Below are 21,693 nucleotides of genomic sequence, written 5' to 3'. Positions count from 1 at the left end.
CCGGCACCGCAAGGTGCCGGGCTTTTTTCATGGGCGCCCGCCATCGCCGAAGCGATGCGGGCACAGGGGCGGCTTACAGGTCGAGCGTCGCGCGGTCGATCTGGTAGTTCTGCGGTCCGCGTTGCGCGATCTTGAGCGCGCCGATGCGGTTGCCGAGGGCTGCGCAGCGCGCCAGCGGCCATTCCTTTTCCAGGCCGTACAGCAGGCCACCGCGCCATGCGTCGCCGCAACCCGTGGGCTCGACCACGGCGGTGGGTGTCACGCCGGGCACGTGCTCGCGCTCGCCGCCGGTCCACACCTCGCAGCCCTCGGCAGCCAGCGTGACCACGAGGCCGCGCACGCGTTGCGAGATCTCGGCCAGGCTCCAGCCGGTGCGCTGCGACAGCATCTTGCCTTCGTAGTCGTTGACCACGACCCAGCTCGCGAGCTCGATGAAGTGGCGCAGCGCATCGCCGTCGAACATCGGCAGGCCCTGGCCCGGATCGAACACGAAGGGAATGCCGGCGGCAGCGAACTGCTCGGCGTGCTGCAGCATCGCCTCGCGGCCGTCGGGCGCGATGATGCCGAGCTTGATGTCCTCGCGCGCCACCACCTTCGTGATGTGGGCCTGCTGCATCGCACCGGGATGGAACGCCGTGATCTGGTTGTTGTCCGTGTCGTTCATGATCATCGCCTGCGCGGTGAAGGTGTCGTCGAGCTGACGCACGAACTCCGTGCTGATGCCCAGCGTGCGCATGCGCTCGGCGTAGTCGGCGCCGTCGCTGCCCAGCGTGGCCATCGGCAGCGCCGTGCCGCCCAGGGCGTTGAGGCTGTAGGCGATGTTGCCGGCGCAGCCGCCGAAGTCACGACGCAGGCCCGGCACCAGGAACGACACATTCAGGATGTGCAGCTGGTCCGGCAGGATCTGGTCGGCGAACCGGCCTTCGAAAGTCATGATGGTGTCGAACGCGAGGGAACCGCAAATCACTGCTGCCATGGGTGGACCGTAGGTTGGATGAGAAAGGGAACGAGCGGCGCGCGTGTCGGCGCTCCGCTCAGGGATAGAAAGCTTCGACGCGGTAGCCCGCGATCGGCGGCAGTGCCGCCGCCTCGCTGGCCGACAGGGTCAGCGGCAGCGAGGCCGCGCGGTCGGCACGCGCCGCCAGCACGCCCGGCGCGCCGTAGTCGTTGGGCGTCAGCACGCGCCGCACGACGGCCTGCTCCTGCGTGTCGAGCAGCGACAGTTCGATGGCCGGCATGGCGAGCGGCACGGTCGCCGCATTGCGCAAGGTGAAGCTCAGACGGTAGTCGTTGCCGCCGCTCTTCTCGCGCGCGAAGGCCGCGCCTTCGATCACGATGTCGCCGATCTGGCGCAGCGCCGCGAGCTCGCAGCCGGTGTACTGACACAGCGCCGACAGGGCGGGCCGCAGGTTCGGCTGGCGCGCCACGATGCCGTCGCGCTCGTGGCGAACGATCTGCACGATGAGAACCAACGCTGCGAGCACGGCCAGCACCACCAGCAGGCGGCGCACGCCCTTGCGCTGCCAGAAGCCGGTGGCTTTTTCGGCCGGCTCGTCTTCTTCGGCGAAGGGATGGTCTTCAGGCGCCTCGAAGGTCGCGGAGAGCGAGAAATCCGGCTCGCCTTCGGCACGGATGCCGGGGCCCGGCAGCGGCGCGGACACCTCTTCGTGCTGCGCGTCGCGCGCCTTGGCGTTCGCGATCTTGGCCGACTTGGCGCGCGCACGGCGCAGCGCCTTCTGGATCAGGAGCTGGTCGTGGTCCTTCTCTTCCTGCTCGCGCTCCGCGGCCGCGCCGTCGTCGTCGTTCTCACCGGTCGCTGCAACCAGCCCGCGCAGCGCTGAGCTGCGCGGCAGGTCGGGCAAGGGCGGCGCAGGCGGCGGCGATGCGGGCGGCGGTGCGCCGAGGTTCAGATCGATGTTCGGAAACGGCGGCAGCGAACTCGCGGGCGGACGCCATGCGGGTTCGGCGGCATCGAGGTCGGACCAAGGCTCGTCCGCGGCGAGTCCGTGTGCGGGCAGCGTCAGTTCGAAAGGCAGCGGGGACGCAGCCGGCGCGACGTTGGTGGCGGCGGTCGACAGTCCGGCCTCTTCTTGAGGGGCGGGTGATGGCGCCTGGGACTCGGGTTCATCGTCGAGAAAGTCCGCCTCCTCGACCGCCGGCTGTACTGCCGTCAGGTCGATGCGTGCATCGTCGAAAGACGCCACCAGTGCGGCCATCGAAGCCATCGGCGAAGGGGCCGGCGCGGCAGGCGCGGACACCACACCGTCGGGCGCCTCCTGCAGGTCGAGCGTGGCATCGAACACATGGCTGCAGCGGCCGCAGCGCACCCAGCCGTCCGAGATGCGAAGCTGGTCGCGCACCACCTTGAAGGTGGTGGTGCAGGCGGGGCAACGCGTGACGAGGCTCATGACCGGGCGATTGTAGGGTTGGGCCCCCGCCGTGCAGGCAGGCGCCCGGGGCGCCCGCGGTGCGAGCGCCCGGCCGCGCGCTTCAGCAGCGCGCGGTCATGAGGATCCAGCCGTCCTCGGTGTCGCTGACCTCGAGCGCGGCGTACGGCGCATAGGCCGCCTTGAGCTCGTCGGCCTGGCGCTCGAGGATGCCGGCCAGCACCAGCGAACCGCCGGCGGCCACATGGCTGCGCAGCAGCGGCGCCAGCACCTTGAGCGGTGTCGCGAGGATGTTGGCGAGCACCGTCTGGTACTCGCCCTTGGCTGCTTCGGGCAGACCCGCGTTCAGCTGCACGCCGTTGGCCTCGGCGTTGAGCCGGGTCGAGGAGACCGCGGCTTCGTCGATGTCGACGGCGTCGATGTTGCGCGCACCGAACTTGGCCGCGCCGATGGCCAGGATGCCGGAGCCGCAGCCGTAGTCGAGCACGCGCTGGTCGGCAAAGGCGCCCTCGCCTTGCGTCGCGATCCAGCGCAGGCACATGCGCGTGGTCGGGTGCGTGCCGGTGCCAAAGGCCAGGCCCGGATCGAGCCGGATCACCTGCTTGGCCTGCGCGGGCGGCTCGTGCCAGGTGGGCACGATCCAGAATTCGGGCGTGATCTCGACCGGCGCGAACTGCGATTGCGTGAGCCGCACCCAGTCCTGGTCAGGCACCGGCGCCACGCCGAGCACCGCGCAGCCTTCGAAGAAGTCCTGCAGCGCGAGCACCGAGGCGGCCTCGTTGGCGGCATCTTCATCGGGGAACAGCGCGATCACGCGCGAACGCTGCCAGCCCTCCTTGGGCGGCGGCATGCCGGGCTCGCCGAACAGGGCCTGCTCGGCATCGGTCTGCGCGTCGGCGTCTTCGACCGACACGCTCAGCGCATCGAGTGCGTCGAGCGCATCGCCGAGCATTTCGACCCGGTCTTCCGGCGCCATCAGACGGAGTTCAAACATACAGGGCGTTGCGCGTGGACTCAGCGCTTGTGCGCTGCGAGCCACTCTTCGAGGTAATGAATGTTCGTGCCGCCGCTCATGAACTTGGCGTCGACCATCAGCTCGCGGTGCAGCGGCATGTTGGTCTGGATGCCTTCGATCACCGTCTCGTTCAGGGCCGTGCGCATGCGCGCCATGGCCTGTTCGCGGGTGTCGCCGTACACGATGATCTTGCCGATCATCGAGTCGTAGTTCGGGGGCACGAAGTAGTTGGTGTACACGTGCGAGTCGACGCGCACGCCCGGGCCGCCCGGCGGGTGCCACATGGTGATGCGGCCCGGCGACGGCGTGAACTTCCACGGGTCTTCGGCGTTGATGCGCACCTCGATGGCGTGGCCGCGCATCTCGATCTGGCGCTGCGTGAACGGCAGCTTCTCGCCGGCGGCGACCATGATCTGCGTCTTCACGATGTCGATGCCGGTGGTGAACTCCGTGACCGGATGCTCCACCTGCACGCGCGTGTTCATCTCGATGAAGTAGAACTCGCCGTTCTCGTACAGGAACTCGAAGGTGCCGGCGCCGCGGTAGCCGATCTTCTTGCAGGCGGTGGCGCAGCGCTCGCCGATCTTCTCGATCAGCTTGCGCGGAATGCCGGGGGCCGGCGATTCCTCGATCACCTTCTGGTGGCGGCGCTGCATGGAGCAGTCGCGCTCGCCCAGGTAGACGGCGTTCTTGTGCTTGTCCGCGAGGATCTGGATTTCGATGTGGCGCGGGTTCTGGAGAAACTTCTCCATGTACACGGCCGGATTGTTGAAGGCCGCGGCGGCTTCCGCCTTGGTCATCTGGATCGCGTTGACCAGCGCCGCCTCGGTGTGCACCACGCGCATGCCGCGGCCACCGCCGCCGCCTGCCGCCTTGATGATGACCGGGTAGCCGATCGCACGGGCGATGCGCTTGTTGGTGGCGGCGTCGTCGGACAGTTCGCCTTCCGAGCCGGGCACGCAGGGCACGCCGGCCTTGATCATGGCCTGCTTGGCCGAGACCTTGTCACCCATCGTGCGGATGTTGTCGGGCGTCGGGCCGATGAACTGGAAGCCGCTTTGCTCCACGCGTTCGGCGAAATTGGCGTTCTCGCTCAGGAAACCATAGCCGGGGTGGATGGCTTCGGCGTCGGTCACCTCGGCGGCCGAGATGATGGCCGGCATGTTGAGGTAGCTCAGGCCCGAAGGCGCCGGGCCGATGCACACGGCTTCCTGCGCCAGCTTGACGTACTTGGCTTCGCGATCGGCTTCGGAATAGACCATCACGGCCTTGATGCCCATTTCGCTGCAAGCGCGCTGGATCCGAAGGGCGATCTCCCCCCGGTTTGCAACCAGAATCTTCTTGAACATGCTTACTCGATGATGAACAGCGGCTGGCCGTATTCGACCGCCTGGCCGTTTTCGCCGAGGATCTGCGTGACCGTGCCGGCCTTGTCGGCCTCGATTTCGTTGAGGATCTTCATCGCCTCGATGATGCAGAGCGTGTCGCCCTCGTTCACCTTGCTGCCGACTTCGACGAAGGCCGCGGCGCCCGGGCTGGACGAACGGTAGAAGGTGCCGACCATCGGCGACTTCACGGCATGGCCGCTCGGTGCGGCTTCGACGGCGGGGGCCGCGGCGGCCGGAGCGGCAGCACCGGCCACGGCGGGCGCCGCAACAGCGGGCGCGGCGGCCAGGGTCTGCACGTACTGCACGGGGGCGGCACCGCCACCCTTGACGATGCGGACCTTGCCTTCGGTCTCGGTGATTTCCAGTTCGGAAATATTCGATTCGGACACCAGATCGATCAGTGTCTTGAGTTTGCGCAGATCCATGGGACTCCAGTGCCAGCTTTGCCGGTCTTTAGGAAAGAACTTGACCGAAAACCGTCGATTTTCGGCGTTTGGCGTCTAACGCCAGCTTGTGTATTTAAATTCTAACCGTGAACAAGTTGGCGTCGCCAAGCGTCCAGGTCGGTCGTTTCAAGCTTGCCCATTTTACGAGCCAGCACCGAACCGTCGGCATGGAGCACCAAGGTGAACGGCAGGCCACCCCCGGTGTTGCCCAGATTCTTCACCAGTTCCATGCCTTGCAAACCGGCCAATGCGGTCGGGTAGGTGACCGGCGTGCGCTGCAGGAACTTGCGCACCGCACTGGGCTGGTCGATGGCCAATCCCACCACTTGCCAGCCGTTGGCGCCGTGTTCGCGGAAAAAGGCGTCGATCATCGGCATTTCTTCGACACAGGGCGGGCACCACGTGGCCCAGAAGTTGAGCAGCACGGGCTTGCCGCGCAGGCTCGACAGGGCCAGCTCGCCGCCCTCGGGGCGCTCGAAGCGCTGGTCCCAGAACATGGCGGCATCGAGCTTTTCGCCGCCGGTGGCCGCGACGCCGCTGTCATTGCGCTCCCGCCACCAGGCGCCGGCAATGCCGGCCGCGGCAGCGACTGCCGCCACGCCGGCATACAGCATGCCGCGTCGTGTGGGCGTTGAAGTCATTACTGGTCCTTTTCTTGTTCAATGCGTCGGCGCAGCGCGTTCAGGTCGCCGCGCGGCGCGCGCCCCTGGGCGTCGGGCTTGAGAGCGCCGCGCAGGTCGTCGAGGTCGTACACCAGCAGGTGGACCCCGATTTCCTCGCCCAGCGCCCGGCTCGGCGCGTGGACGCTGAGGGCTTCGACCTGCTCGCCATGGAAGCCGGTCACCATGCGCGGCTCGTAGTCCACGTGGTGATCGATCAGGGCGATTTCGGCCGACTTGGAATCATCGCAGAACAATTGAATATAAATGTCTGACAAACGCGTGGCCGTGCCGTGCCAGACGGCGCCGCCCACATGCGGCCGGAACACGGCCATGCGCTCCATCCACTCGAGCGCGAGCAGGCGCAGCGCGTGCAGTTCCTGGGGCTGGGTGTCGGCGCAGAAGACCGCGATGTAGTCGCGCACCTCGGCCTCGACCTCGTCGTTGTTGGGCAGCGCGGTGCGCGTCGGGAGGCCGAGTTCGCGCAGCGCCCTGCGCTTGGCCGGGCCGTACTCGAGCCCCTCCTCGACGACGAGTCGGGCGGCAACGGCGGCGATTTCACGCTTGGACGTGTCCATCGGGGCATTTTGCCCGCTGCGGACGTCCCTCACATGAACATCAGTACGGCGCCCGGGGCGAAGCCGCCGGGGCACCCGCAGCGCCTCCCTAGAATTGGCCGATGCACATTCATATTCTGGGTATCTGCGGCACGTTCATGGGCGGTGTGGCCGCCCTCGCACGCGAAGCAGGCCACCGGGTCACGGGCTGCGACGCCGGCGTGTACCCCCCGATGAGCGACCAGCTGCGCGCGCTCGGCATCGATCTCATCGAAGGCTTCGGCGCCGACCAGCTGGCCCTCGCCCCCGACATGTTCGTGGTCGGCAACGTGGTCTCGCGCGCCCGCCTGCCCGACGGCAGCCCCAAGTTCCCGCTGATGGAAGCCATCCTGGACGCCGGCAAGCCCTACACCAGCGGCCCGCAGTGGCTGGCCGAGCACGTGCTGCAGGGCCGCCACGTGCTGGCCGTGGCCGGCACGCACGGCAAGACGACCACCACGTCGATGCTGGCCTGGGTGCTCGAACAGGGCGGCAAGGCGCCCGGCTTCCTGGTCGGCGGCGTGCCGCTGGACTTCGGCGTGTCGGCCCGCTTGGGCAACGGCCCGGCCTTCGCGATCGAGGCCGACGAGTACGACACCGCCTTCTTCGACAAGCGCAGCAAGTTCGTCCACTACCGGCCGCGCACCGCGGTGCTGAACAACCTGGAGTTCGATCACGCCGACATCTTCGACGATCTGGCCGCCATCGAGCGCCAGTTCCATCATCTCGTACGCACCGTGCCCGGCACCGGGCGCCTGGTGGTGAACGCCACCGAAGAGAGCCTGCAGCGCGTGCTGGCCCAGGGCTGCTGGAGCGAACTCGCCCGCTTCGGCGACGGCGGTCCGGCCACGGAATGGCAGGCGCGCGGCACGCACGACGCCTTCGACGTGCTGCACCGCGGCGAGGTGGTCGGCCGGGTCGAGTGGGAACTCTCGGGCCTGCACAACCAGATGAACGCGCTGGCCGCCATCGCGGCAGCCGACCATGTGGGCGTGCCGCCGGCCGACGCAGCCCGCGCGCTCGGGCGCTTTCGCAACGTGCGCCGCCGCATGGAGTTGCGCGGCACGGTCGAGGGCCAAGGCGGCGCGATCACCGTCTACGACGACTTCGCCCACCACCCCACCGCGATCCGCACCACGCTCGACGGGCTGCGCAAGAAGCTCGACGACGCCGGCAAGCAAAGTGAGCGCATCCTCGCGGCCTTCGAACCGCGCAGCAACACGATGAAGCTGGGCGTGATGGCCGCGCAGCTGCCGTGGAGCCTGGAATCGGCCGACCTGTCGTTCTGCCACACGGCCGGCCTCGACTGGGACGCGGCCGCCGCGCTGGCACCGATGGGCGCACGCGCCCAGGTCGCCGGCGCCATCGAGCCGCTGGTGCAACAGGTCGTGGCCGCGGCGCGGCCCGGCGATCACATCGTCTGCATGAGCAACGGCGGCTTCGGCGGCGTGCACGAGAAACTGCTGGACGCCCTGCGCGCCGCCCACGGATCATGAACGGCATGCGCGCGCGCGAGCTGATCGACACCCTGAAGCTCCAGCCCCACCCCGAGGGCGGCTGGTATGCCGAGGTGTTCCGGTCGGCCGCGAGCGTGACGCCTGCTGACGGCCGCGCGCCGCGCAGCGCGCTGACCAGCATCTATTTCCTGCTCGAAGTCCACCAGCATTCGCGCTGGCACCGGGTGCTGTCCGACGAAGTCTGGGTGCACCTGGAAGGCGTGCCGCTGGCGCTGTGGACCTGCGACGCTGCGATGCGAACCGCGCCGGCCCACGTGAAGCTGGGCCCGGTCGATGTGCACGGCACCCGGCCGCAGCACGTGGTGCCCGCCGGCCAGTGGCAGGCCGCGCGCCCGATCCAGGGCCACGCGAGCGGCGACTACACGCTGGTCGCCTGCATGGTCGGGCCGGGCTTCGACTTCGCGGACTTCTCGCTGGTGCCGCAGGGCAGCGACGAGGCGGCGTCGATGCGGCACCACTGGCCCGACCTGGCCAGCATGCTCTAACTAATAGCGCTTCAGCCCCGGCGCTGCTTGACGGCTTGAGACAAGGTCTCGAGCACCTGCACCGAATCGTCCCAGCCGATGCACGCATCGGTGATGCTCTTGCCGTACTCCAGGCCCGACAGCTGGTCCTTGCCCGGCGTGAACTTCTGGGCGCCCGCCTGCAGGTGGCTTTCGATCATCACGCCGAACACGCGCTTCGAACCGCCGGCGATCTGGCCAGCGATGTCCTTGGCCACGTCGATCTGCTTCTGGTGCTGCTTGGAGCTGTTGGCGTGGCTGCAGTCGACCATGAGCGTGGGCGGCAGCTTGGCGGCTTCGAGGTCCTTGCAGGCCGCTTCGACGCTGGCGGCGTCGTAGTTCGGCGTCTTGCCGCCGCGCAGGATCACGTGGCAGTCGCGGTTGCCGTTGGTCTGCACGATCGCGACCTGGCCGTTCTTGTGCACCGACAGGAAGTGGTGGCCGCGCGCCGCGGCCTGGATGGCGTCGGTGGCGATGCGGATGTTGCCGTCGGTGCCGTTCTTGAAGCCGATGGGTGCCGACAGCCCCGAGGCCAGTTCGCGGTGCACCTGGCTTTCGGTGGTGCGCGCACCGATGGCGCCCCAGGCGATCAGGTCGCCGATGTACTGCGGCGAGATCACGTCGAGGAACTCGCTGCCCGCCGGCAGGCCCAGGCGGTTGATGTCGATGAGCAGCTGGCGCGCGATGCGCAGGCCTTCGTCGATGCGGTAGCTCTCGTCCAGGTACGGGTCGTTGATGAGCCCCTTCCAGCCGACCGTGGTGCGCGGCTTCTCGAAGTACACGCGCATCACGATCTCCAGCGTGCCGGCGTACTTGTCGCGCTCGGCCTTGAGGCGGCGGGCGTATTCGAGGGCCGCGGCCGGGTCGTGGATCGAACACGGGCCCATGATCACCAGCAGCCGGTCGTCCTTGCCGGCCATGATGTTGTGGATGCCGCGGCGGGTGCCGGTGATCAGCGTTTCGATCGGCGTGCCGCGGATCGGGAAGAAGCGGATCAGATGTTCGGGAGGGGGGAGCACGTTGATGTCCTTGATGCGTTCGTCGTCGGTCTTGCTGGTTTTTTCGACGCTCGCATACCAGCTGTCGCCGGTGGGAGGGGTGTTCGTGCTCATGGTTCTCTTCCTTGTTGGTGTGAATGAAAAATCGTCAGGGCATAAAAAAACCGCCGGGGGCTGGAAGCCACCGGCGGTTCTGGGAGGGTGTTCGTTTGCTTTACGCGCTCGCCTCTCGTCCGCCGGAAACCGGGAACCAAAAGTAGGCAAAAAAGTAAGCGCGGAGGGCGGACATGTGGGCGGAATGTAGCACGGAAAACAAAAACCCGGCCAGGCGGCCGGGTCGGTGTTGTTTTTACCTGTAGCCGGATTCGTTGGCGTTGTGAATGATCCAGATCAGGTTGCCGCTGCTGAAATCGCCCATGCCGCCGCCCGCGAAGATCAGGCGGCCCTGGCCCTTGTAGGTCATCTCGAAGCGATGGCGGTCGCTGCCGAAGTAGAAGGGAATCCAGGCCTTGCCGGTGATGTAGGCTCCCTGGTCGGTGGGCTGGCCGGCGAGGTCGGTGACCTGCTTGGTGCTCATGCCGATCTGCAGGCGCGTGAACTTGCTGTTGCGCGCCGGATTGCCGGTGATCTCGCCTTCGAAACCGTTCAGGCCCTTGACGGTGCGGCCGCTACCGGCCTCGACCTTGGAAGAATCGACCACGTTGCCGCGTGCGTCCATGCCGGCCTTCGAACCGCTGGGCGCCGCAGGCGCGGCGGCGGCCGGGGCGGGTGCCGGTGCGGCGGCGGGCTGGCTGCCCGAACCGCCGCGCGATGCGCAACCGGCTGTGGCCAGCGCGACCACGGCGGTCGCGGCCCACAGCACGGCGGGCGAATTGATCCTGTTCCCCATTGAAATGCTCCTTGATTCGTCGTTCGCAAAAAGGAGCGCAGCTTAGCAACCGAATGAAACAGCCGGCAAGTGCCGAAAGTCCTAAGCCGTTCCACCTACCGTCAGGCCGTCGATGCGAAGGGTCGGCTGGCCGACGCCCACGGGCACGCTCTGGCCTTCCTTGCCGCAGGTGCCGACGCCCGAATCGAGCGCCATGTCGTTGCCGATCATGGTCACGCGGGTGAGCGCGTCGGGGCCGTTGCCCACGATGGTCGCGCCCTTCACCGGGTACTGGATCTTGCCGTTCTCGACCCAGAAGGCCTCGCTGGCCGAGAACACGAACTTGCCGCTCGTGATGTCGACCTGTCCGCCGCCGAAGTTGGTGGCGTACAGGCCCTTCTTGATGCTGGCGACGATTTCCTGCGGGTCCTTGTCGCCGCCGAGCATGTAGGTGTTGGTCATGCGCGGCATCGGCACGTGGGCGTAGCTCTCGCGGCGGCCGTTGCCGGTGGGCTTGACCTTCATGAGGCGGGCGTTCATCGAGTCCTGGATGTAGCCCTTGAGGATGCCGTCCTCGATCAGCACGTTGCGCTGGCTGGCGTGGCCTTCGTCGTCCACGTTGAGCGAGCCGCGGCGGTCGGCGATGGTGCCGTCGTCGAGCACCGTGACGCCCTTGGCCGCCACGCGCTGGCCGATGCGGCCCGAGAACGCGCTCGAGCCCTTGCGGTTGAAGTCGCCCTCCAGGCCGTGGCCGATGGCTTCGTGCAGCAGGATGCCGGGCCAGCCCGAGCCGAGCACCACGGTCATCTCGCCGGCCGGGGCCGGACGGGCGTCGAGGTTGGTCAGCGCGGCCTTCACGGCGTGGTCGACGTACTCGGCGATCTGCGCGTCGGTGAAGTAGGCCAGGCCGAAACGCCCGCCGCCGCCGCCAGAGCCGACCTCGCGGCGCCCGTTCTGCTCGGCGATCACGGTGACCGACAGCCGCACCAGCGGCCGCACGTCGGCCGCCAGCGTGCCGTCGGCGCGCGCCACCATCACCACGTCGTACTCGCTGGCCAGGCCGGCCATGACCTGCGCCACGCGCGGGTCGCGCGAGCGGGCGAGCTGCTCGACCTTCTCGAGCAGCTTCACCTTGGCCGTGCTGTCGAGCGTGGCAATGGGGTCGATGCCGCCGTAGAGCGAGCGGCTGGAGGCGATCTTGCGCGGCACCGTCTTCACACGCGCGGTGCGCCCGGCGGAGGAAATGGAACGCACCGTGCGCGCCGCGTCGAGCAGCGAGGCCTCGGAGATGTCGTCCGAGTAGGCAAAGGCGGTTTTCTCGCCGCTCACGGCGCGCACGCCGACCCCCTGGTCGATGCTGAAGCTGCCCGTCTTGACGATGCCTTCCTCGAGGCTCCAGCCTTCGCTGCGGGTGTACTGGAAGTACAGGTCGGCATCGTCCACGCGGTGCGCGGTGATCTCGGCCAGGGCCTTGCTCAGGTGCGATTCGTCCAGGCCGAACGGCGTGAGCAGGAGCTGTTGCGCCGTGACGAGGCGCTCGATGGTGGGTTCGCGGGAGATCATGGCTGCCATTCTAGGCAGCCGCCCCCGTCCGTGCCGCCCCGGGGGACTCTAGTTCTGGGCGAGTTTGCGGGCCCGCGCGATCGACATCAGGATGCCCAGCCCCAGCCCCAGCGTGACCATGGCGGTGCCGCCGTAGCTGATGAACGGCAGCGGCACGCCCACCACGGGCAGGATGCCGCTGACCATGCCCATGTTCACGAAGGCGTAGGTGAAGAAGATCATCGTCACCGCCCCGGCCAGCAGGCGCGAGAACAGCGTGGGCGCGTTCAGCGCGATGGTCAGCCCGCGGAAGATCAGCAGGATGAAGGCCGCGATCAGCGCCAGGTTGCCGATCAGGCCGAATTCCTCGGAGTACGCCGCGAAGATGAAGTCGGTGGTGCGCTCGGGAATGAATTCGAGGTGCGTCTGCGTGCCCTGCATGAAGCCCTTGCCGCCCACGCCGCCCGAGCCGATGGCGATCATCCCCTGGATGATGTGGAAGCCCTTGCCCAGCGGGTCCTTGCTCGGGTCGAGCAGCGTGCACACGCGCTGCTTCTGGTAGTCGTGCAGCACGCGCCAGTCGACGCCGTCGACGCACAGCTGCGACTCGAAACCCACGATCAGCGTGATGGCCACCGCGCCGAGCACCACCGGCGGCACGATCAGCTTCCACGGCAGCCCGGCAAAGAAGATCACCGCCAGCCCGGCCGCCAGCACCAGCAGCGAGGTGCCCAGGTCGGGCTGTTTCATGATGAGCCCGACGGGCACCGCCAGCAGCAGCGTCGCCACCACGAAGTCGAGCGGACGCAGCTGGCCTTCGCGGCGCTGGAACCACCAGGCCAGCATGAGCGGCATCGCGATCTTGAGGATTTCGCTGGGCTGGATCACCACCCCCACGTTGATCCAGCGCTGAGCGCCCTTCTTGGTGATGCCGAACAGCGCCACCGCGATCAGCAGCGCCACCCCGGCCGCATACAGCGGCACGGCGAACGCCATGAGCCGCTGCGGCGGCACCTGCGCCACCACGAACATGATGCCGCCGGCCAGCAGCATGTTGCGGCCATGGTCGAGAAAGCGCGTGCCATGGTCGTAGCCGGAGGAATACATGGTGAGCAGCCCGGCAAAGGCGAGCAGCATCACGGCAAAGGCCAGGAAGCCGTCGAAGCCCTGGAAGATGGGCGCAATGCGACGCGCCAGGGAGGGCTGGTTGAACACGGCAGACATGATGGGGGCGGATTATCCCCGCCCCGCCCGCCCCTTCAGTCGAAAACGAGCTGAACGACCGTGCGCCCCGGTCGGCTTTCGATCGCCAGCCGGGCCCCGATGGCCGCGGCGCGCTTCGACAGCGCCTCCGGCACCTCGGTGGCGTCGAAGCCCACGCCGTTGTCGATCACCCGCAGGCGCACGGCGCCGTCGCGCGCGTCAGCCTCGATGCGCAGCGCGCTCGCATGGGCGTGCTGCAGCACGTTCGAGATGGCCTCGAACAGCAGGAATTGCAGCTGCCGCGTGGCATGGGCGTCGAGCTGCGTCACAGGGGGCAGTTCGTCCACGCCCCACTCGAAGGCGATGTCCGCAGCGGCCAGCCGGGGTTCCAGCCGGTAGCGCAGCGCCGCCAGCAGCGCGCCGATGTCGCCGGGCGGCAGGTGGATGGAGTCGATCGACAGCTTGAGCTGATCGAGCGAGTCGCGCAGGGTGCGCAGCAGTTCCTCGGGGCTGGTCTGGCCCGACTGCAACTGGCGGATCGCCGAGCTGATGTGCGAGCCCACGCCGTCGTGCATGTCGCGCAGGATGCGCTCGCGCTCGTGGGTGCGCGCCTGGTCGCGCGCCACCTCCTCCAGTTCGGCGTAGGTGGAAGCGAGTTCGCGCTCGCGCTGCGCCACCCGGTCGGCCAGCGTCTTGACCCAGCCGCGCGCCTGCACGCTCGCAAAGTGGAAGCGCCGCAGCACGATCAGCAGCAGCGCCACCCCGAACATCACCGAGGAATAGCGCACCCAGGTGGTTTCGCCGTAGGCGTCGCTCAGGCGGATCACCAGCCAATCGCGCGTGCCGAAGGCCACCGTGACCAGCGCGGCGCCGGCCACCAGCAGCCGCTCGACGCTGGGCCGACGCACCGTGGCAACGGCAAAGGCGATCACGAAGCCGACGACGATCGTGATCTCGACCGCCAGCCAGGCCGTGAGCCAGCGCGGCTCCTCGCGGTTCAGCGCCAGCCAGGTGAACACCACGGTGCCGACCACCACGGCCGCCGTCGGCCAGCGCACCCAGCGCGTGCGCGGGCTCTGCGCCCAGTCGGCGAGGTGATAGCAGAACATCATGGCGGACGCGGCCCAGCCCGCGTAGCAGCCGGCCATCAGCACGCCCCACAGCTGCCAGGGCAGCGGCGGCTCGGGAATCATGGCGTCGGCCACCCGCAGCGCCCAGCAGAACTCGGCGACCGCGGCCCAGAAGTAGAGGGCGTCGCGCTGGCGGCGGCCGGTCGCGCCGGTGTCGACCTGGGTGAACCACAGCGCCAGCGCGATGCTGCCGACGATCAGGCTGAACGCGGTCAGCAGCACCGATCCCGTGAAGCGCCAGGCGTAGGCGCCTTCGAACAGCGCGGTGCGCACCGGCGTCGCCGGCCCGATGGTGACGCGCGACAGGCCGGCGCGCCGTTCGCTGTCGGCGCGGATGCGGATCTGCAGCAGGTTCTCGCCCTCTTTCAGCAACCGCCCGGGCACCGGCACGTAGACGGGGGCCTTGGCGTAGTCGGCGCGGTTGCCCTGGCCGAGGTCGCCGTAGGACTGCAGCAGCGCGCCGTTGAGCTGCACCTCGAAGACGCTGCCGGCGCGGGGAATGAAGACGCCCCAGGGCACCTCGGGCAGGGTCTCGACCCGGAACGGCAGCTCGAAGCTCGCGAAGCCAGTGCGGCCGCGGTGCCGGCGGTCCCAGTGGTAGGACAGGTCGACCGCTTCGGTCTGCACGACACCGTCGATGGTGGTGGTCACCCTGGCGTGGCGCAGTTCGATCGGCCCCTGCGTCTCCCCTGCGGCGGCGCCCCCCGCGGCAAGCAGCGCCGCCAGCCCGAGCAGGCACAGGAACGCCAGCCGCCGCAGCATCCGCCCTCAGCCCGGGTGGGACAGCAGGCCGAGGCGCGTGGCCTCGAACACCGCTTCGCTCTTGGAATGCACCGCGAGCTTGCCGTAGAGGTTCTTGATGTGGGTCTGCACCGTGTGCACGCTCAGGCCCTTGAGGCGCGCGATCTCGGCGTACGAGAAGCCGCGCGCGATCAGCGTCAGCACCTCGTGCTCGCGTGCCGAGAGCAGGCCGCGGTCGGCCTCGTCGAGCGCCGTCTCTGCCGGCGCCGCGCCGGCTGTGCCCGGCACGGCCGCCTGCAGGCTGCGGTACTTGGCGAGCACGCGGCGCGCGATCATGGGCGAGATCGGCGAGGCGCCGGCCTTCATCTCAACGATGGTCTGTGCGATGTCTTCCGGTGCGGCGTCCTTGTGGATGTAGCCGACGGCGCCGGCCTCGATGCTGGCCAGCACGTTCTCCTCGTCGCCGAAGACCGACACCACCAGCGGCTCGCAGCCGGGAAAGCGCGCGACGGCGTCACGGATCACGTCCAGGCCGGTGCCGTCGGGCATGCCGAGGTCGACCAGCAGCACGTCGGGAATGGTCGCGGTCGCGGCCAGCCAGCTACGCGCTTCCTGCACCGTGCCGGCGCTGCCCAGCCAGAACAGGCGCGGGCTGCGCTGCACGCTGGCCTCGAAGAAGGCGCGTGCGCGGCTGTCGTCCTCGACCACGAGCACGCCCCAGCGGCGTGGCATCCCGTCATCCTGTACCTCGGTATTCATGGGATGGAGCATAAGCCTGGGCACCCACCGCCACGCGGGGCCTGCCTCCCTCGTTCATGGGATGCCCCCTGCCAGATGCGTCACGAAACTTGTCTCTTCTTTCTGCCCTTGCGCCGCACCGCCGCCCCCTGCGCGGCCGCACCGTGAATACTTTCGAATTCCAGCCACGCCCTCGCGGCCTTCTCATGGGCCGATTCGCAGGGATTTGTGGGGTCACCGCGCCGTGGGCGGCGCGGACCTCATGCAAAATTGTCTGAATCCGGCCACGGGGCGCGACCAGCGCACCCCCAGTCACCTCCTCCCATGGAACCGCAAACCACCCATCTGTTGTATCTGCACGGCTTCCGTTCGTCGCCCCGCTCGACCAAGGCGCGGCTGGTGGCGAAGCACGTGGCGCGCGAGCACCCGAACCTGGAGTGGTGGTGCCCGCAGCTGCCGCCGTCGCCGCACGATGCGATCGACATGGTGATGAAGGGCATCGCGCACTGGCCGCGCAAATCGATGGCGGTGATCGGTTCGTCGCTGGGCGGTTTCTACGCCACCTACGTCGCCGGCATGACCCGCTGCCGCGCCGTGCTGCTCAACCCCGCGGTGCACCCGGCGCGCGACCTCACGCGCTACATCGGCAGCCAGACCGCCTGGCACGACCCGTCCGAGCACTTCTACTTCCAGCCCGAATTCATCCAGGAGCTGCGCGCGATGGAAATCGGTGCGCTCACGCGGCCCGAGCGCCTGTTCGCGATCATCGCCAAGGGCGACGAGGCGCTCGACTGGCACGAGATGTCGGCGCGCTACCCCGACAGCCGCATCAAGCTGCTCGAGGGCGGCGACCATGCGCTGTCCGATTTCGAAAAAGCGCACCTCGACGACGTGATGGCCTTCATCAACCCTGTCTAGCGTCCGCCCCGGGCCCGGAAGCGCGCCCGATCCCGCGTGGGAGAATCGCCGGATGTTTGTATTGTTTGAAGAAGCCGGCAAATACCTCGGCGGCCGCATCCTGTCGGAAGCCGAAGCCTCGGCACAGGTCGAGCTCGAGACCGGCAAGCGCGTCAAGGTCAAGGGCGCCAACATCGTTCTGCGTTTCGAGAAACCATCCCCGGCCGAGCTGATGGCCGAGGCGCGCACGCTCGCCGCCGCCATGGACCTCGACCTCGCCTGGGAATTCGCAGCCGAAGGCGAGTTCGGCTTTGCCGACCTGGCGGCCGACTATTTCAGCGACAAGCCCTCGCTGGCGCAGCAGGCCGCCGCGCTGTTCGCGCTGTTCGAGGCGCCGCACTACTTCCGCCGCGCGGGCAAGGGGCGCTTCAAGAAGGCGCCGGCCGAGATCGTGCAGCAGGCGCTGGCCGCCATCGAGAAGAAGAAGGCCATTCAGGCGCAGATCGTCGAATGGGCGGGCCAGCTGGCCGAGGGCGTTTGCCCGCCGCCAATCCGCGAGCAGCTCTACAAGATCCTGTTCAAGCCCGACAAGAACGCGCCCGAGTACAAGGCCGTGGTCGACGCCGCGCGCGCCACGCAGCGCCCGCCGCTCGACCTGCTGGAGCGTGCCGGCGCCATCGATTCGCCCTACCAGTTCCACTGGCGGCGCTTCCTGTTCGAGAACTTCCCCAAGGGCACGGGCTTTCCCGCGCTCGCGGCGCCGGCCGTCGCCGACGACCTGCCGCTGGCCGAGGGCGTGCGGGCCTTCTCGATCGACGACTCGCAGACCACCGAAATCGACGACGCGCTGTCCGTGCAGGGCATGGACAGCGGCACCATCACGGTCGGCATCCACATCGCCGCGCCGGGCCTGGCGCTCACGCCGGGCAGCGCCATCGACGCCGTGGCGCGTGCGCGCATGTCCACCGTGTACATGCCGGGCTACAAAATCACCATGCTGCCCGACGAGGTGGTCGACACCTACACGCTGCTCGAAGGCGGCGACCGCCCGGCCGTGTCGCTCTATGCGCGCTTCGACGAAGCCACGCTCGAGCTGCAGGGCACCGAGACCAAGCTCGAGCGCGTGCCGATCGTCGCCAACCTGCGCCACGACCAGCTCGACGCCGTCGTCACGCAGCCCTGGCTCGAAGACGCCACCTTCAACTCCGACAACACCCCCGACGCCGCCGCGAAGCTGCGCGCGCCGCTCTCCTTCCTGTTCCGCCTGGCCAAGCACCTGAAGGCGCAGCGCGAAGTGGTGCGCGGCAAGCCCGAGAACTTCAGCCGGCCCGACTACAACTTCCGCCTCGTCGGCAACGACGGCGCGGAGCCCACCGGCAACGAGCAGGTGCAGATCAGCACGCGCCAGCGCGGCGCGCCGCTCGACCTGATCGTGTCCGAGGCCATGATCCTGGCCAACAGCAGCTGGGGCGGCTGGCTCGGCGAGCTCGGCGTGCCGGGCCTGTACCGCAGCCAGGCCAGCCTGGCGCCCGGCATCAAGGTGCGTATGGGCACGCGCGCGCTGCCGCACGCGGGCCTGGGCGTGAAGAGCTACGCCTGGAGCACCTCGCCGCTGCGCCGCTACACCGACCTCGTGAACCAGTGGCAGATCATCGCGGCCGCGCGCCACGGCAAGACCGCCGCGCTGGCCGCGCCCTTCAAGCCGAAGGACGCCGACCTGTTCTCCATCCTCTCGGGCTTCGACGCGGCCTACGCCACGTACAACGCCTACCAGGGCGGCATGGAGCGCTTCTGGACGCTGAAGTACCTGCAGCAGCAGGGCATCACCGAGCTCGAGGCCACAGTCATCAAGGACATTCCCAACGGCGCGCTGGTGCGTGCCGACACGCTGCCGCTGGTGTTCCCGGTGGCCGGCCAGCAGGAGCGCGGCGCGCGCGTGCGCGTGAAGCTCGGCGAGATCGACGAGATCGCGCTCGACGTGAGCGGCACCGTGCTCGAACGCTTCGACGTGCCGCAGGCCGATGCCGCAACCGCTGACGGCGGCGAGGACGACGAAGAAGAAGTCGCCGGCCCGATCGCCATCGCGGTCGACCTGAGCGACACCGAGGCCGCACCCGACCCGGCGACGACCACGCCTGCATGACCCCCGGTCGAACGACCGGAGACACGCGACCCCTGGAGGAGTTTCGAGAATGAATCTCAAGGACCTCAGCACGCTGCAGATCGCTCTGGGCGTGTCGGTCATCGCGCATGCCGCGTTGCTCGCGGTGCGCTTCGTCGATCCCGAATCGTTCAACCGGGTCTTCAGCGAAACCCCGCTCGAGGTGATCCTGGTCAACAGCAAGACCAACGACAAGCCCGACCCCGCGGCCCGCGTGATGGCGCAGACCACGCTCGCGGGCGGCGGCGACCTCGACAAGGGTCGCGCCACCAGCCCGCTGCCACCGTCGAGCTTCACCACCATGGGCGACTCGTTCGAGGAATCGCGCCGCCAGGTCGAGGCCATGCAGGCCCAGCAGATGCAGATGCTGGCGCAGCTCAAGCGCGAACTGGCCGCCATGCCCGTGCCCGATCCGCGCCAGGCCGGCGACCCGACCGAGGCCGCCGCGCGCGAGGAAAAACGCCGCCAGATGGTCGCGCTGCTCGCCGAGATCGAGCGCCGCGTGAACGAGGAAAACGCGCGCCCCAAGAAGCGCTACCTGAGCCCCGCCACGCGCGAGGCCGCCTACGCGCTGTACGTCGACACGCTGCGCCGCCGTATCGAGGTCAAGGGTACCGAGAACTTCCCGACCGCGGCCGGCAAGAAGCTCTACGGCGAACTCAAGATGACCGTCACCATCAACCACGACGGGCGCGTGCTCGACACCGTGGTCGACGAAAGCTCGGGCAACACCACGCTCGACCGCCGTGCCCAGGCCATCGTGCGCAGCGTCGGCAACTTCGGCAACTTCACCGACGCGATGCGCAAGCAGACCGACCAGATCGTGCTGCAGTCGCGCTTCAAGTTCACGCGCGACGAGACCATCGAGCTGTCGTCCCAATAGCAACAGCACCCCCAGCAGAACACGGAGCATCGGCCATGGATCAGTACTGCGTCATGGGCAACCCCGTCGAGCACAGCCGCTCGCCCCGCATCCACGCGCGCTTTGCCGAACTCTGCGGCCAGCCCATGGCCTACGGCCGGCGCCTGGTGCCGATCGGCGCGTTTGCCGAAGGCCTCGCCGCCTTCCGCAGTGAAGCGGCCGCGCAGGGCGACACCGCACGCGGCTGCAACGTCACCGTGCCCTTCAAGTTCGACGCCGCCGCGCTCGCGCAGCACACCAGCGAGCGCGCCACGCTGGCGCAGGCGGTGAACACGCTGCGCTTCGAAGCCGACGGCAGCATCCACGCCGACAACACCGACGGCATCGGCCTGGTCAACGACATCGTGCGCAACGCCGGCGTGCCGCTGGCGGGCCGGTCGCTGCTGCTGATCGGCGCCGGCGGCGCGGCGGCGGGCGTGCTCGGGCCGCTGCTCGACGCGGGCGCCGCGCACGTCGTGGTGGCCAACCGCACGCTCGACAAGGCCATCGCGCTGGTGCAGCGCCACGCGGCGCTCGCGCTGCGCCACGGCGCGACGCTCGAGGCCTGGGCGCTCGACGACGTGCCGGGCGACTTCGACGTGGTGGTCAACGCCACCGCCTCCAGCCTCGCGGGCGACGCGGTGCCCGTGCGCGCGCAAGTGCTGCGTCCCGGCGCGCTGGCCGTCGACATGATGTACGGCCCCGCCGCCGCAGGCTTCATGGCCTGGGCCGAAGCGCACGGCGCGGTCGCACGCGACGGCCTCGGCATGCTGGTGGAACAGGCCGCCGAAGCCTTCGAATTCTGGCGCGGCGTGCGCCCGCCGTCGGCCCAGGTGCTGGCCGAGCTGCGCGCCTCGCTCGCCGCCGGCGCATGAAGGGCCTGCTGCGCCTGATCGCCTGCCTCGTGGTGGCGGGCCTGGCGCTCGAACTGTTCTTCGTGGTGCGCATCGCGGCCATGGCGGTGATCGATCCGCAGAGCACGGCCTTCCAGCGCTCCGAGGCCTGGCGCGTTGCCCTCTCGCAGGGCCGCGACGGCGGATGGCGCCAGGACTGGGTGCCCTACACGCAGATCAACGACACCCTCAAGCGCGCCGTGATCGCGAGTGAAGACGCCGGCTTCGTCGACCACAACGGCGTCGAGTGGGAAGCCATCGAGCGTGCGCGCCAGCGCAACGCCCGCGCCGAACAGCTGGCCGCCAAGCGCATGGCGCGCGCGGCGGCGCGCGGCAAGCCGGTGCAGCCGGCCCCGCTGCGCGGCGGCTCCACCATCACGCAGCAACTCGCGAAGAACCTGCTGCTGTCGGGCGAGCGAACCATGCTGCGCAAGGGGCAGGAGCTGGTGCTCGCCACGCTGCTCGAGGTGCTGCTCGACAAGCGGCGCATCCTCGAGATCTACCTGAACAACGTCGAATGGGGCGAAGGCGTGTTCGGCGCCGAGGCCGCCGCGCAGTACTACTTCAGGAAGCCGGCCGCACGCTTGACTTCATACGAGGCCGCGCGCCTGGCCGTGATGCTGCCGAGCCCGAAGTTCTTCGAGCGGCGGCCCAACTCCTCGTACATCAACGGACGGGCATCGACGATCGTGGCGCGGATGCCGGCGGTCGACCTGCCCTGAACTTGCGCACCGCGCCTTCCACCGCCAGCACGGCGACGAAGCCGATCGCGTAGGCCAGCACGTCCCACCAGTCGGCGGTGGCGCCGAGCACGATGCGCAGCGCGCGGTTCGGAATGTGCAGGTGCCACGTCGACGCAAGGAACTGCCCCAGTTCCACCAGCAGCCCCACGCCGAAGGCCGCCAGCGCGAGCGGCAGCACGCGCGCGGCGACGAAGGTCTTGAACACCACGTACACCCACGCCACGGCCAGCACGTCACCGAAGAAGCTTCGCACCCAGCCCCAGCGCGCGCCGACGGTGGCCAGCAGCACGAGCAACACAAAGAGGGCCACCGCCCACGCCAGGGAAAGAAGATCGAATCGCCATCGCATGGCCCGTATCATCGCCTC

Annotated in this window: 21 protein-coding genes; 7 read left to right on the top strand and 14 right to left on the bottom strand. The window is 68.8% G+C overall.

The features are described 5' to 3' along the window. Positions 1-73: 73 nt before the first annotated feature. The 7 genes from ACAM42_RS04715 to ACAM42_RS04685 all read right to left on the bottom strand — a co-directional run bounded on the left by ACAM42_RS04715 (position 74) and on the right by ACAM42_RS04685 (position 6,473). Entirely contained in the window at positions 74-976 is a 903-nt protein-coding gene (locus tag ACAM42_RS04715) for a carbohydrate kinase family protein (RefSeq protein ID WP_070060110.1), read from the bottom strand. A gap of 58 nt (positions 977-1,034) precedes the next feature. Beyond that, entirely contained in the window at positions 1,035-2,408 is a 1,374-nt protein-coding gene (locus ACAM42_RS04710) for a DUF3426 domain-containing protein (RefSeq protein ID WP_369631262.1), read from the bottom strand. A gap of 82 nt (positions 2,409-2,490) precedes the next feature. Next, a complete protein-coding gene (gene prmA, locus ACAM42_RS04705; protein ID WP_070060112.1) occupies positions 2,491-3,381 on the bottom strand; it encodes a 50S ribosomal protein L11 methyltransferase in 891 nt (296 codons plus the stop codon). Positions 3,382-3,401: 20 nt separating this feature from the next. After that, positions 3,402-4,751: an acetyl-CoA carboxylase biotin carboxylase subunit gene (gene accC / locus ACAM42_RS04700; protein ID WP_062480332.1), complete on the bottom strand. Its 1,350-nt coding sequence runs from the start codon at positions 4,749-4,751 to the stop codon at positions 3,402-3,404. Between the two features lie 2 nt (positions 4,752-4,753). Next, on the bottom strand, positions 4,754-5,215 hold the full coding sequence (accB, locus tag ACAM42_RS04695; RefSeq protein ID WP_070060113.1) for an acetyl-CoA carboxylase biotin carboxyl carrier protein: 462 nt from the start codon (positions 5,213-5,215) through the stop codon (positions 4,754-4,756). A 101-nt stretch (positions 5,216-5,316) separates the two neighbouring features. Then, complete coding sequence (locus ACAM42_RS04690) at positions 5,317-5,877, bottom strand: TlpA disulfide reductase family protein (protein WP_062481237.1); 561 nt, start codon at positions 5,875-5,877, stop codon at positions 5,317-5,319. After that, positions 5,877-6,473, bottom strand: a complete 597-nt coding sequence (locus tag ACAM42_RS04685) for a hypothetical protein (protein WP_062481235.1) — start codon at positions 6,471-6,473, stop codon at positions 5,877-5,879. The genes ACAM42_RS04690 and ACAM42_RS04685 overlap by 1 nt, the downstream gene beginning before the upstream one ends. A 101-nt stretch (positions 6,474-6,574) precedes the next feature. Here ACAM42_RS04685 and mpl point away from each other — a divergent pair, with 101 nt between their 5' ends. Beyond that, entirely contained in the window at positions 6,575-7,987 is a 1,413-nt protein-coding gene (gene mpl, locus ACAM42_RS04680) for a UDP-N-acetylmuramate:L-alanyl-gamma-D-glutamyl-meso-diaminopimelate ligase (protein ID WP_369631261.1), read from the top strand. After that, complete coding sequence (locus ACAM42_RS04675; RefSeq protein WP_369631260.1) at positions 7,984-8,493, top strand: cupin domain-containing protein; 510 nt, start codon at positions 7,984-7,986, stop codon at positions 8,491-8,493. Before mpl ends, ACAM42_RS04675 begins: the two co-directional genes overlap by 4 nt. An 11-nt stretch (positions 8,494-8,504) precedes the next feature. Here the strand turns inward: ACAM42_RS04675 and ACAM42_RS04670 are convergent, their stop codons facing one another. From ACAM42_RS04670 to ACAM42_RS04645, 6 genes are all read right to left on the bottom strand, one after another. Continuing rightward, entirely contained in the window at positions 8,505-9,623 is a 1,119-nt protein-coding gene (locus ACAM42_RS04670) for a 3-deoxy-7-phosphoheptulonate synthase (protein WP_307635877.1), read from the bottom strand. 235 nt (positions 9,624-9,858) lie between these two features. Then, positions 9,859-10,398: a hypothetical protein gene (locus ACAM42_RS04665; protein ID WP_062481228.1), complete on the bottom strand. Its 540-nt coding sequence runs from the start codon at positions 10,396-10,398 to the stop codon at positions 9,859-9,861. Positions 10,399-10,479: 81 nt separating this feature from the next. Further along, on the bottom strand, positions 10,480-11,940 hold the full coding sequence (gene tldD, locus ACAM42_RS04660) for a metalloprotease TldD (RefSeq protein ID WP_369631259.1): 1,461 nt from the start codon (positions 11,938-11,940) through the stop codon (positions 10,480-10,482). Positions 11,941-11,988: 48 nt separating this feature from the next. Continuing rightward, positions 11,989-13,143, bottom strand: coding sequence for a rod shape-determining protein RodA (gene rodA, locus ACAM42_RS04655; protein WP_062481224.1), 1,155 nt, complete (start codon positions 13,141-13,143; stop codon positions 11,989-11,991). Between the two features lie 35 nt (positions 13,144-13,178). Continuing rightward, positions 13,179-15,014 (bottom strand): sensor histidine kinase, encoded by a 1,836-nt coding sequence (locus ACAM42_RS04650; RefSeq protein ID WP_369631258.1) that lies wholly within the window; start codon positions 15,012-15,014, stop codon positions 13,179-13,181. 6 nt (positions 15,015-15,020) lie between these two features. Then, positions 15,021-15,764, bottom strand: a complete 744-nt coding sequence (locus tag ACAM42_RS04645; protein ID WP_307635879.1) for a response regulator transcription factor — start codon at positions 15,762-15,764, stop codon at positions 15,021-15,023. 291 nt (positions 15,765-16,055) lie between these two features. Between ACAM42_RS04645 and ACAM42_RS04640 the strand changes: the two genes are divergently transcribed. The 5 genes from ACAM42_RS04640 to mtgA are packed head-to-tail and all read left to right on the top strand — an operon-like array spanning position 16,056 to position 21,305. Further along, positions 16,056-16,649 (top strand): YqiA/YcfP family alpha/beta fold hydrolase, encoded by a 594-nt coding sequence (locus ACAM42_RS04640; protein ID WP_159273879.1) that lies wholly within the window; start codon positions 16,056-16,058, stop codon positions 16,647-16,649. Between the two features lie 52 nt (positions 16,650-16,701). Beyond that, the gene (locus ACAM42_RS04635; protein ID WP_369631257.1) at positions 16,702-18,771 is read left to right on the top strand and encodes a ribonuclease catalytic domain-containing protein; all 2,070 of its coding nucleotides are present in this window, start codon (positions 16,702-16,704) and stop codon (positions 18,769-18,771) included. Positions 18,772-18,820: 49 nt separating this feature from the next. After that, on the top strand, positions 18,821-19,672 hold the full coding sequence (locus tag ACAM42_RS04630; RefSeq protein WP_095948186.1) for an energy transducer TonB: 852 nt from the start codon (positions 18,821-18,823) through the stop codon (positions 19,670-19,672). Between the two features lie 35 nt (positions 19,673-19,707). Continuing rightward, positions 19,708-20,565 (top strand): shikimate dehydrogenase, encoded by an 858-nt coding sequence (gene aroE / locus ACAM42_RS04625; RefSeq protein ID WP_369631256.1) that lies wholly within the window; start codon positions 19,708-19,710, stop codon positions 20,563-20,565. Then, the gene (gene mtgA, locus ACAM42_RS04620; RefSeq protein ID WP_307583033.1) at positions 20,562-21,305 is read left to right on the top strand and encodes a monofunctional biosynthetic peptidoglycan transglycosylase; all 744 of its coding nucleotides are present in this window, start codon (positions 20,562-20,564) and stop codon (positions 21,303-21,305) included. The genes aroE and mtgA overlap by 4 nt, the downstream gene beginning before the upstream one ends. Here the strand turns inward: mtgA and ACAM42_RS04615 are convergent. Continuing rightward, a complete protein-coding gene (locus ACAM42_RS04615) occupies positions 21,250-21,687 on the bottom strand; it encodes a DUF2809 domain-containing protein (protein WP_062474284.1) in 438 nt (145 codons plus the stop codon). The two genes, mtgA and ACAM42_RS04615, sit on opposite strands and share 56 nt — an antisense overlap. Positions 21,688-21,693: the final 6 nt, after the last annotated feature.

It is taken from the genome of Variovorax sp. V35 (assembly GCF_041154465.1).
In the GTDB taxonomy this organism is placed as follows: Bacteria; Pseudomonadota; Gammaproteobacteria; order Burkholderiales; family Burkholderiaceae_C; genus Variovorax; species Variovorax boronicumulans.
This window is presented reverse-complemented; position numbering and strand designations above follow the sequence as displayed.

Bases quoted from the DNA above. Each gene is read 5' to 3' on its own strand.
- ACAM42_RS04715 (WP_070060110.1), bottom strand. From the start codon at position 976: ATGGCAGCAGTGATTTGCGGTTCCCTCGCGTTCGACACCATCATGACT.
- ACAM42_RS04710 (WP_369631262.1), bottom strand. From the start codon at position 2,408: ATGAGCCTCGTCACGCGTTGCCCCGCCTGCACCACCACCTTCAAGGTG.
- prmA (WP_070060112.1), bottom strand. From the start codon at position 3,381: ATGTTTGAACTCCGTCTGATGGCGCCGGAAGACCGGGTCGAAATGCTC.
- accC (WP_062480332.1), bottom strand. From the start codon at position 4,751: ATGTTCAAGAAGATTCTGGTTGCAAACCGGGGGGAGATCGCCCTTCGG.
- accB (WP_070060113.1), bottom strand. From the start codon at position 5,215: ATGGATCTGCGCAAACTCAAGACACTGATCGATCTGGTGTCCGAATCG.
- ACAM42_RS04690 (WP_062481237.1), bottom strand. From the start codon at position 5,877: ATGACTTCAACGCCCACACGACGCGGCATGCTGTATGCCGGCGTGGCG.
- ACAM42_RS04685 (WP_062481235.1), bottom strand. From the start codon at position 6,473: ATGGACACGTCCAAGCGTGAAATCGCCGCCGTTGCCGCCCGACTCGTC.
- mpl (WP_369631261.1), top strand. From the start codon at position 6,575: ATGCACATTCATATTCTGGGTATCTGCGGCACGTTCATGGGCGGTGTG.
- ACAM42_RS04675 (WP_369631260.1), top strand. From the start codon at position 7,984: ATGAACGGCATGCGCGCGCGCGAGCTGATCGACACCCTGAAGCTCCAG.
- ACAM42_RS04670 (WP_307635877.1), bottom strand. From the start codon at position 9,623: ATGAGCACGAACACCCCTCCCACCGGCGACAGCTGGTATGCGAGCGTC.
- ACAM42_RS04665 (WP_062481228.1), bottom strand. From the start codon at position 10,398: ATGGGGAACAGGATCAATTCGCCCGCCGTGCTGTGGGCCGCGACCGCC.
- tldD (WP_369631259.1), bottom strand. From the start codon at position 11,940: ATGATCTCCCGCGAACCCACCATCGAGCGCCTCGTCACGGCGCAACAG.
- rodA (WP_062481224.1), bottom strand. From the start codon at position 13,143: ATGTCTGCCGTGTTCAACCAGCCCTCCCTGGCGCGTCGCATTGCGCCC.
- ACAM42_RS04650 (WP_369631258.1), bottom strand. From the start codon at position 15,014: ATGCTGCGGCGGCTGGCGTTCCTGTGCCTGCTCGGGCTGGCGGCGCTG.
- ACAM42_RS04645 (WP_307635879.1), bottom strand. From the start codon at position 15,764: ATGCTCCATCCCATGAATACCGAGGTACAGGATGACGGGATGCCACGC.
- ACAM42_RS04640 (WP_159273879.1), top strand. From the start codon at position 16,056: ATGGAACCGCAAACCACCCATCTGTTGTATCTGCACGGCTTCCGTTCG.
- ACAM42_RS04635 (WP_369631257.1), top strand. From the start codon at position 16,702: ATGTTTGTATTGTTTGAAGAAGCCGGCAAATACCTCGGCGGCCGCATC.
- ACAM42_RS04630 (WP_095948186.1), top strand. From the start codon at position 18,821: ATGAATCTCAAGGACCTCAGCACGCTGCAGATCGCTCTGGGCGTGTCG.
- aroE (WP_369631256.1), top strand. From the start codon at position 19,708: ATGGATCAGTACTGCGTCATGGGCAACCCCGTCGAGCACAGCCGCTCG.
- mtgA (WP_307583033.1), top strand. From the start codon at position 20,562: ATGAAGGGCCTGCTGCGCCTGATCGCCTGCCTCGTGGTGGCGGGCCTG.
- ACAM42_RS04615 (WP_062474284.1), bottom strand. From the start codon at position 21,687: ATGATACGGGCCATGCGATGGCGATTCGATCTTCTTTCCCTGGCGTGG.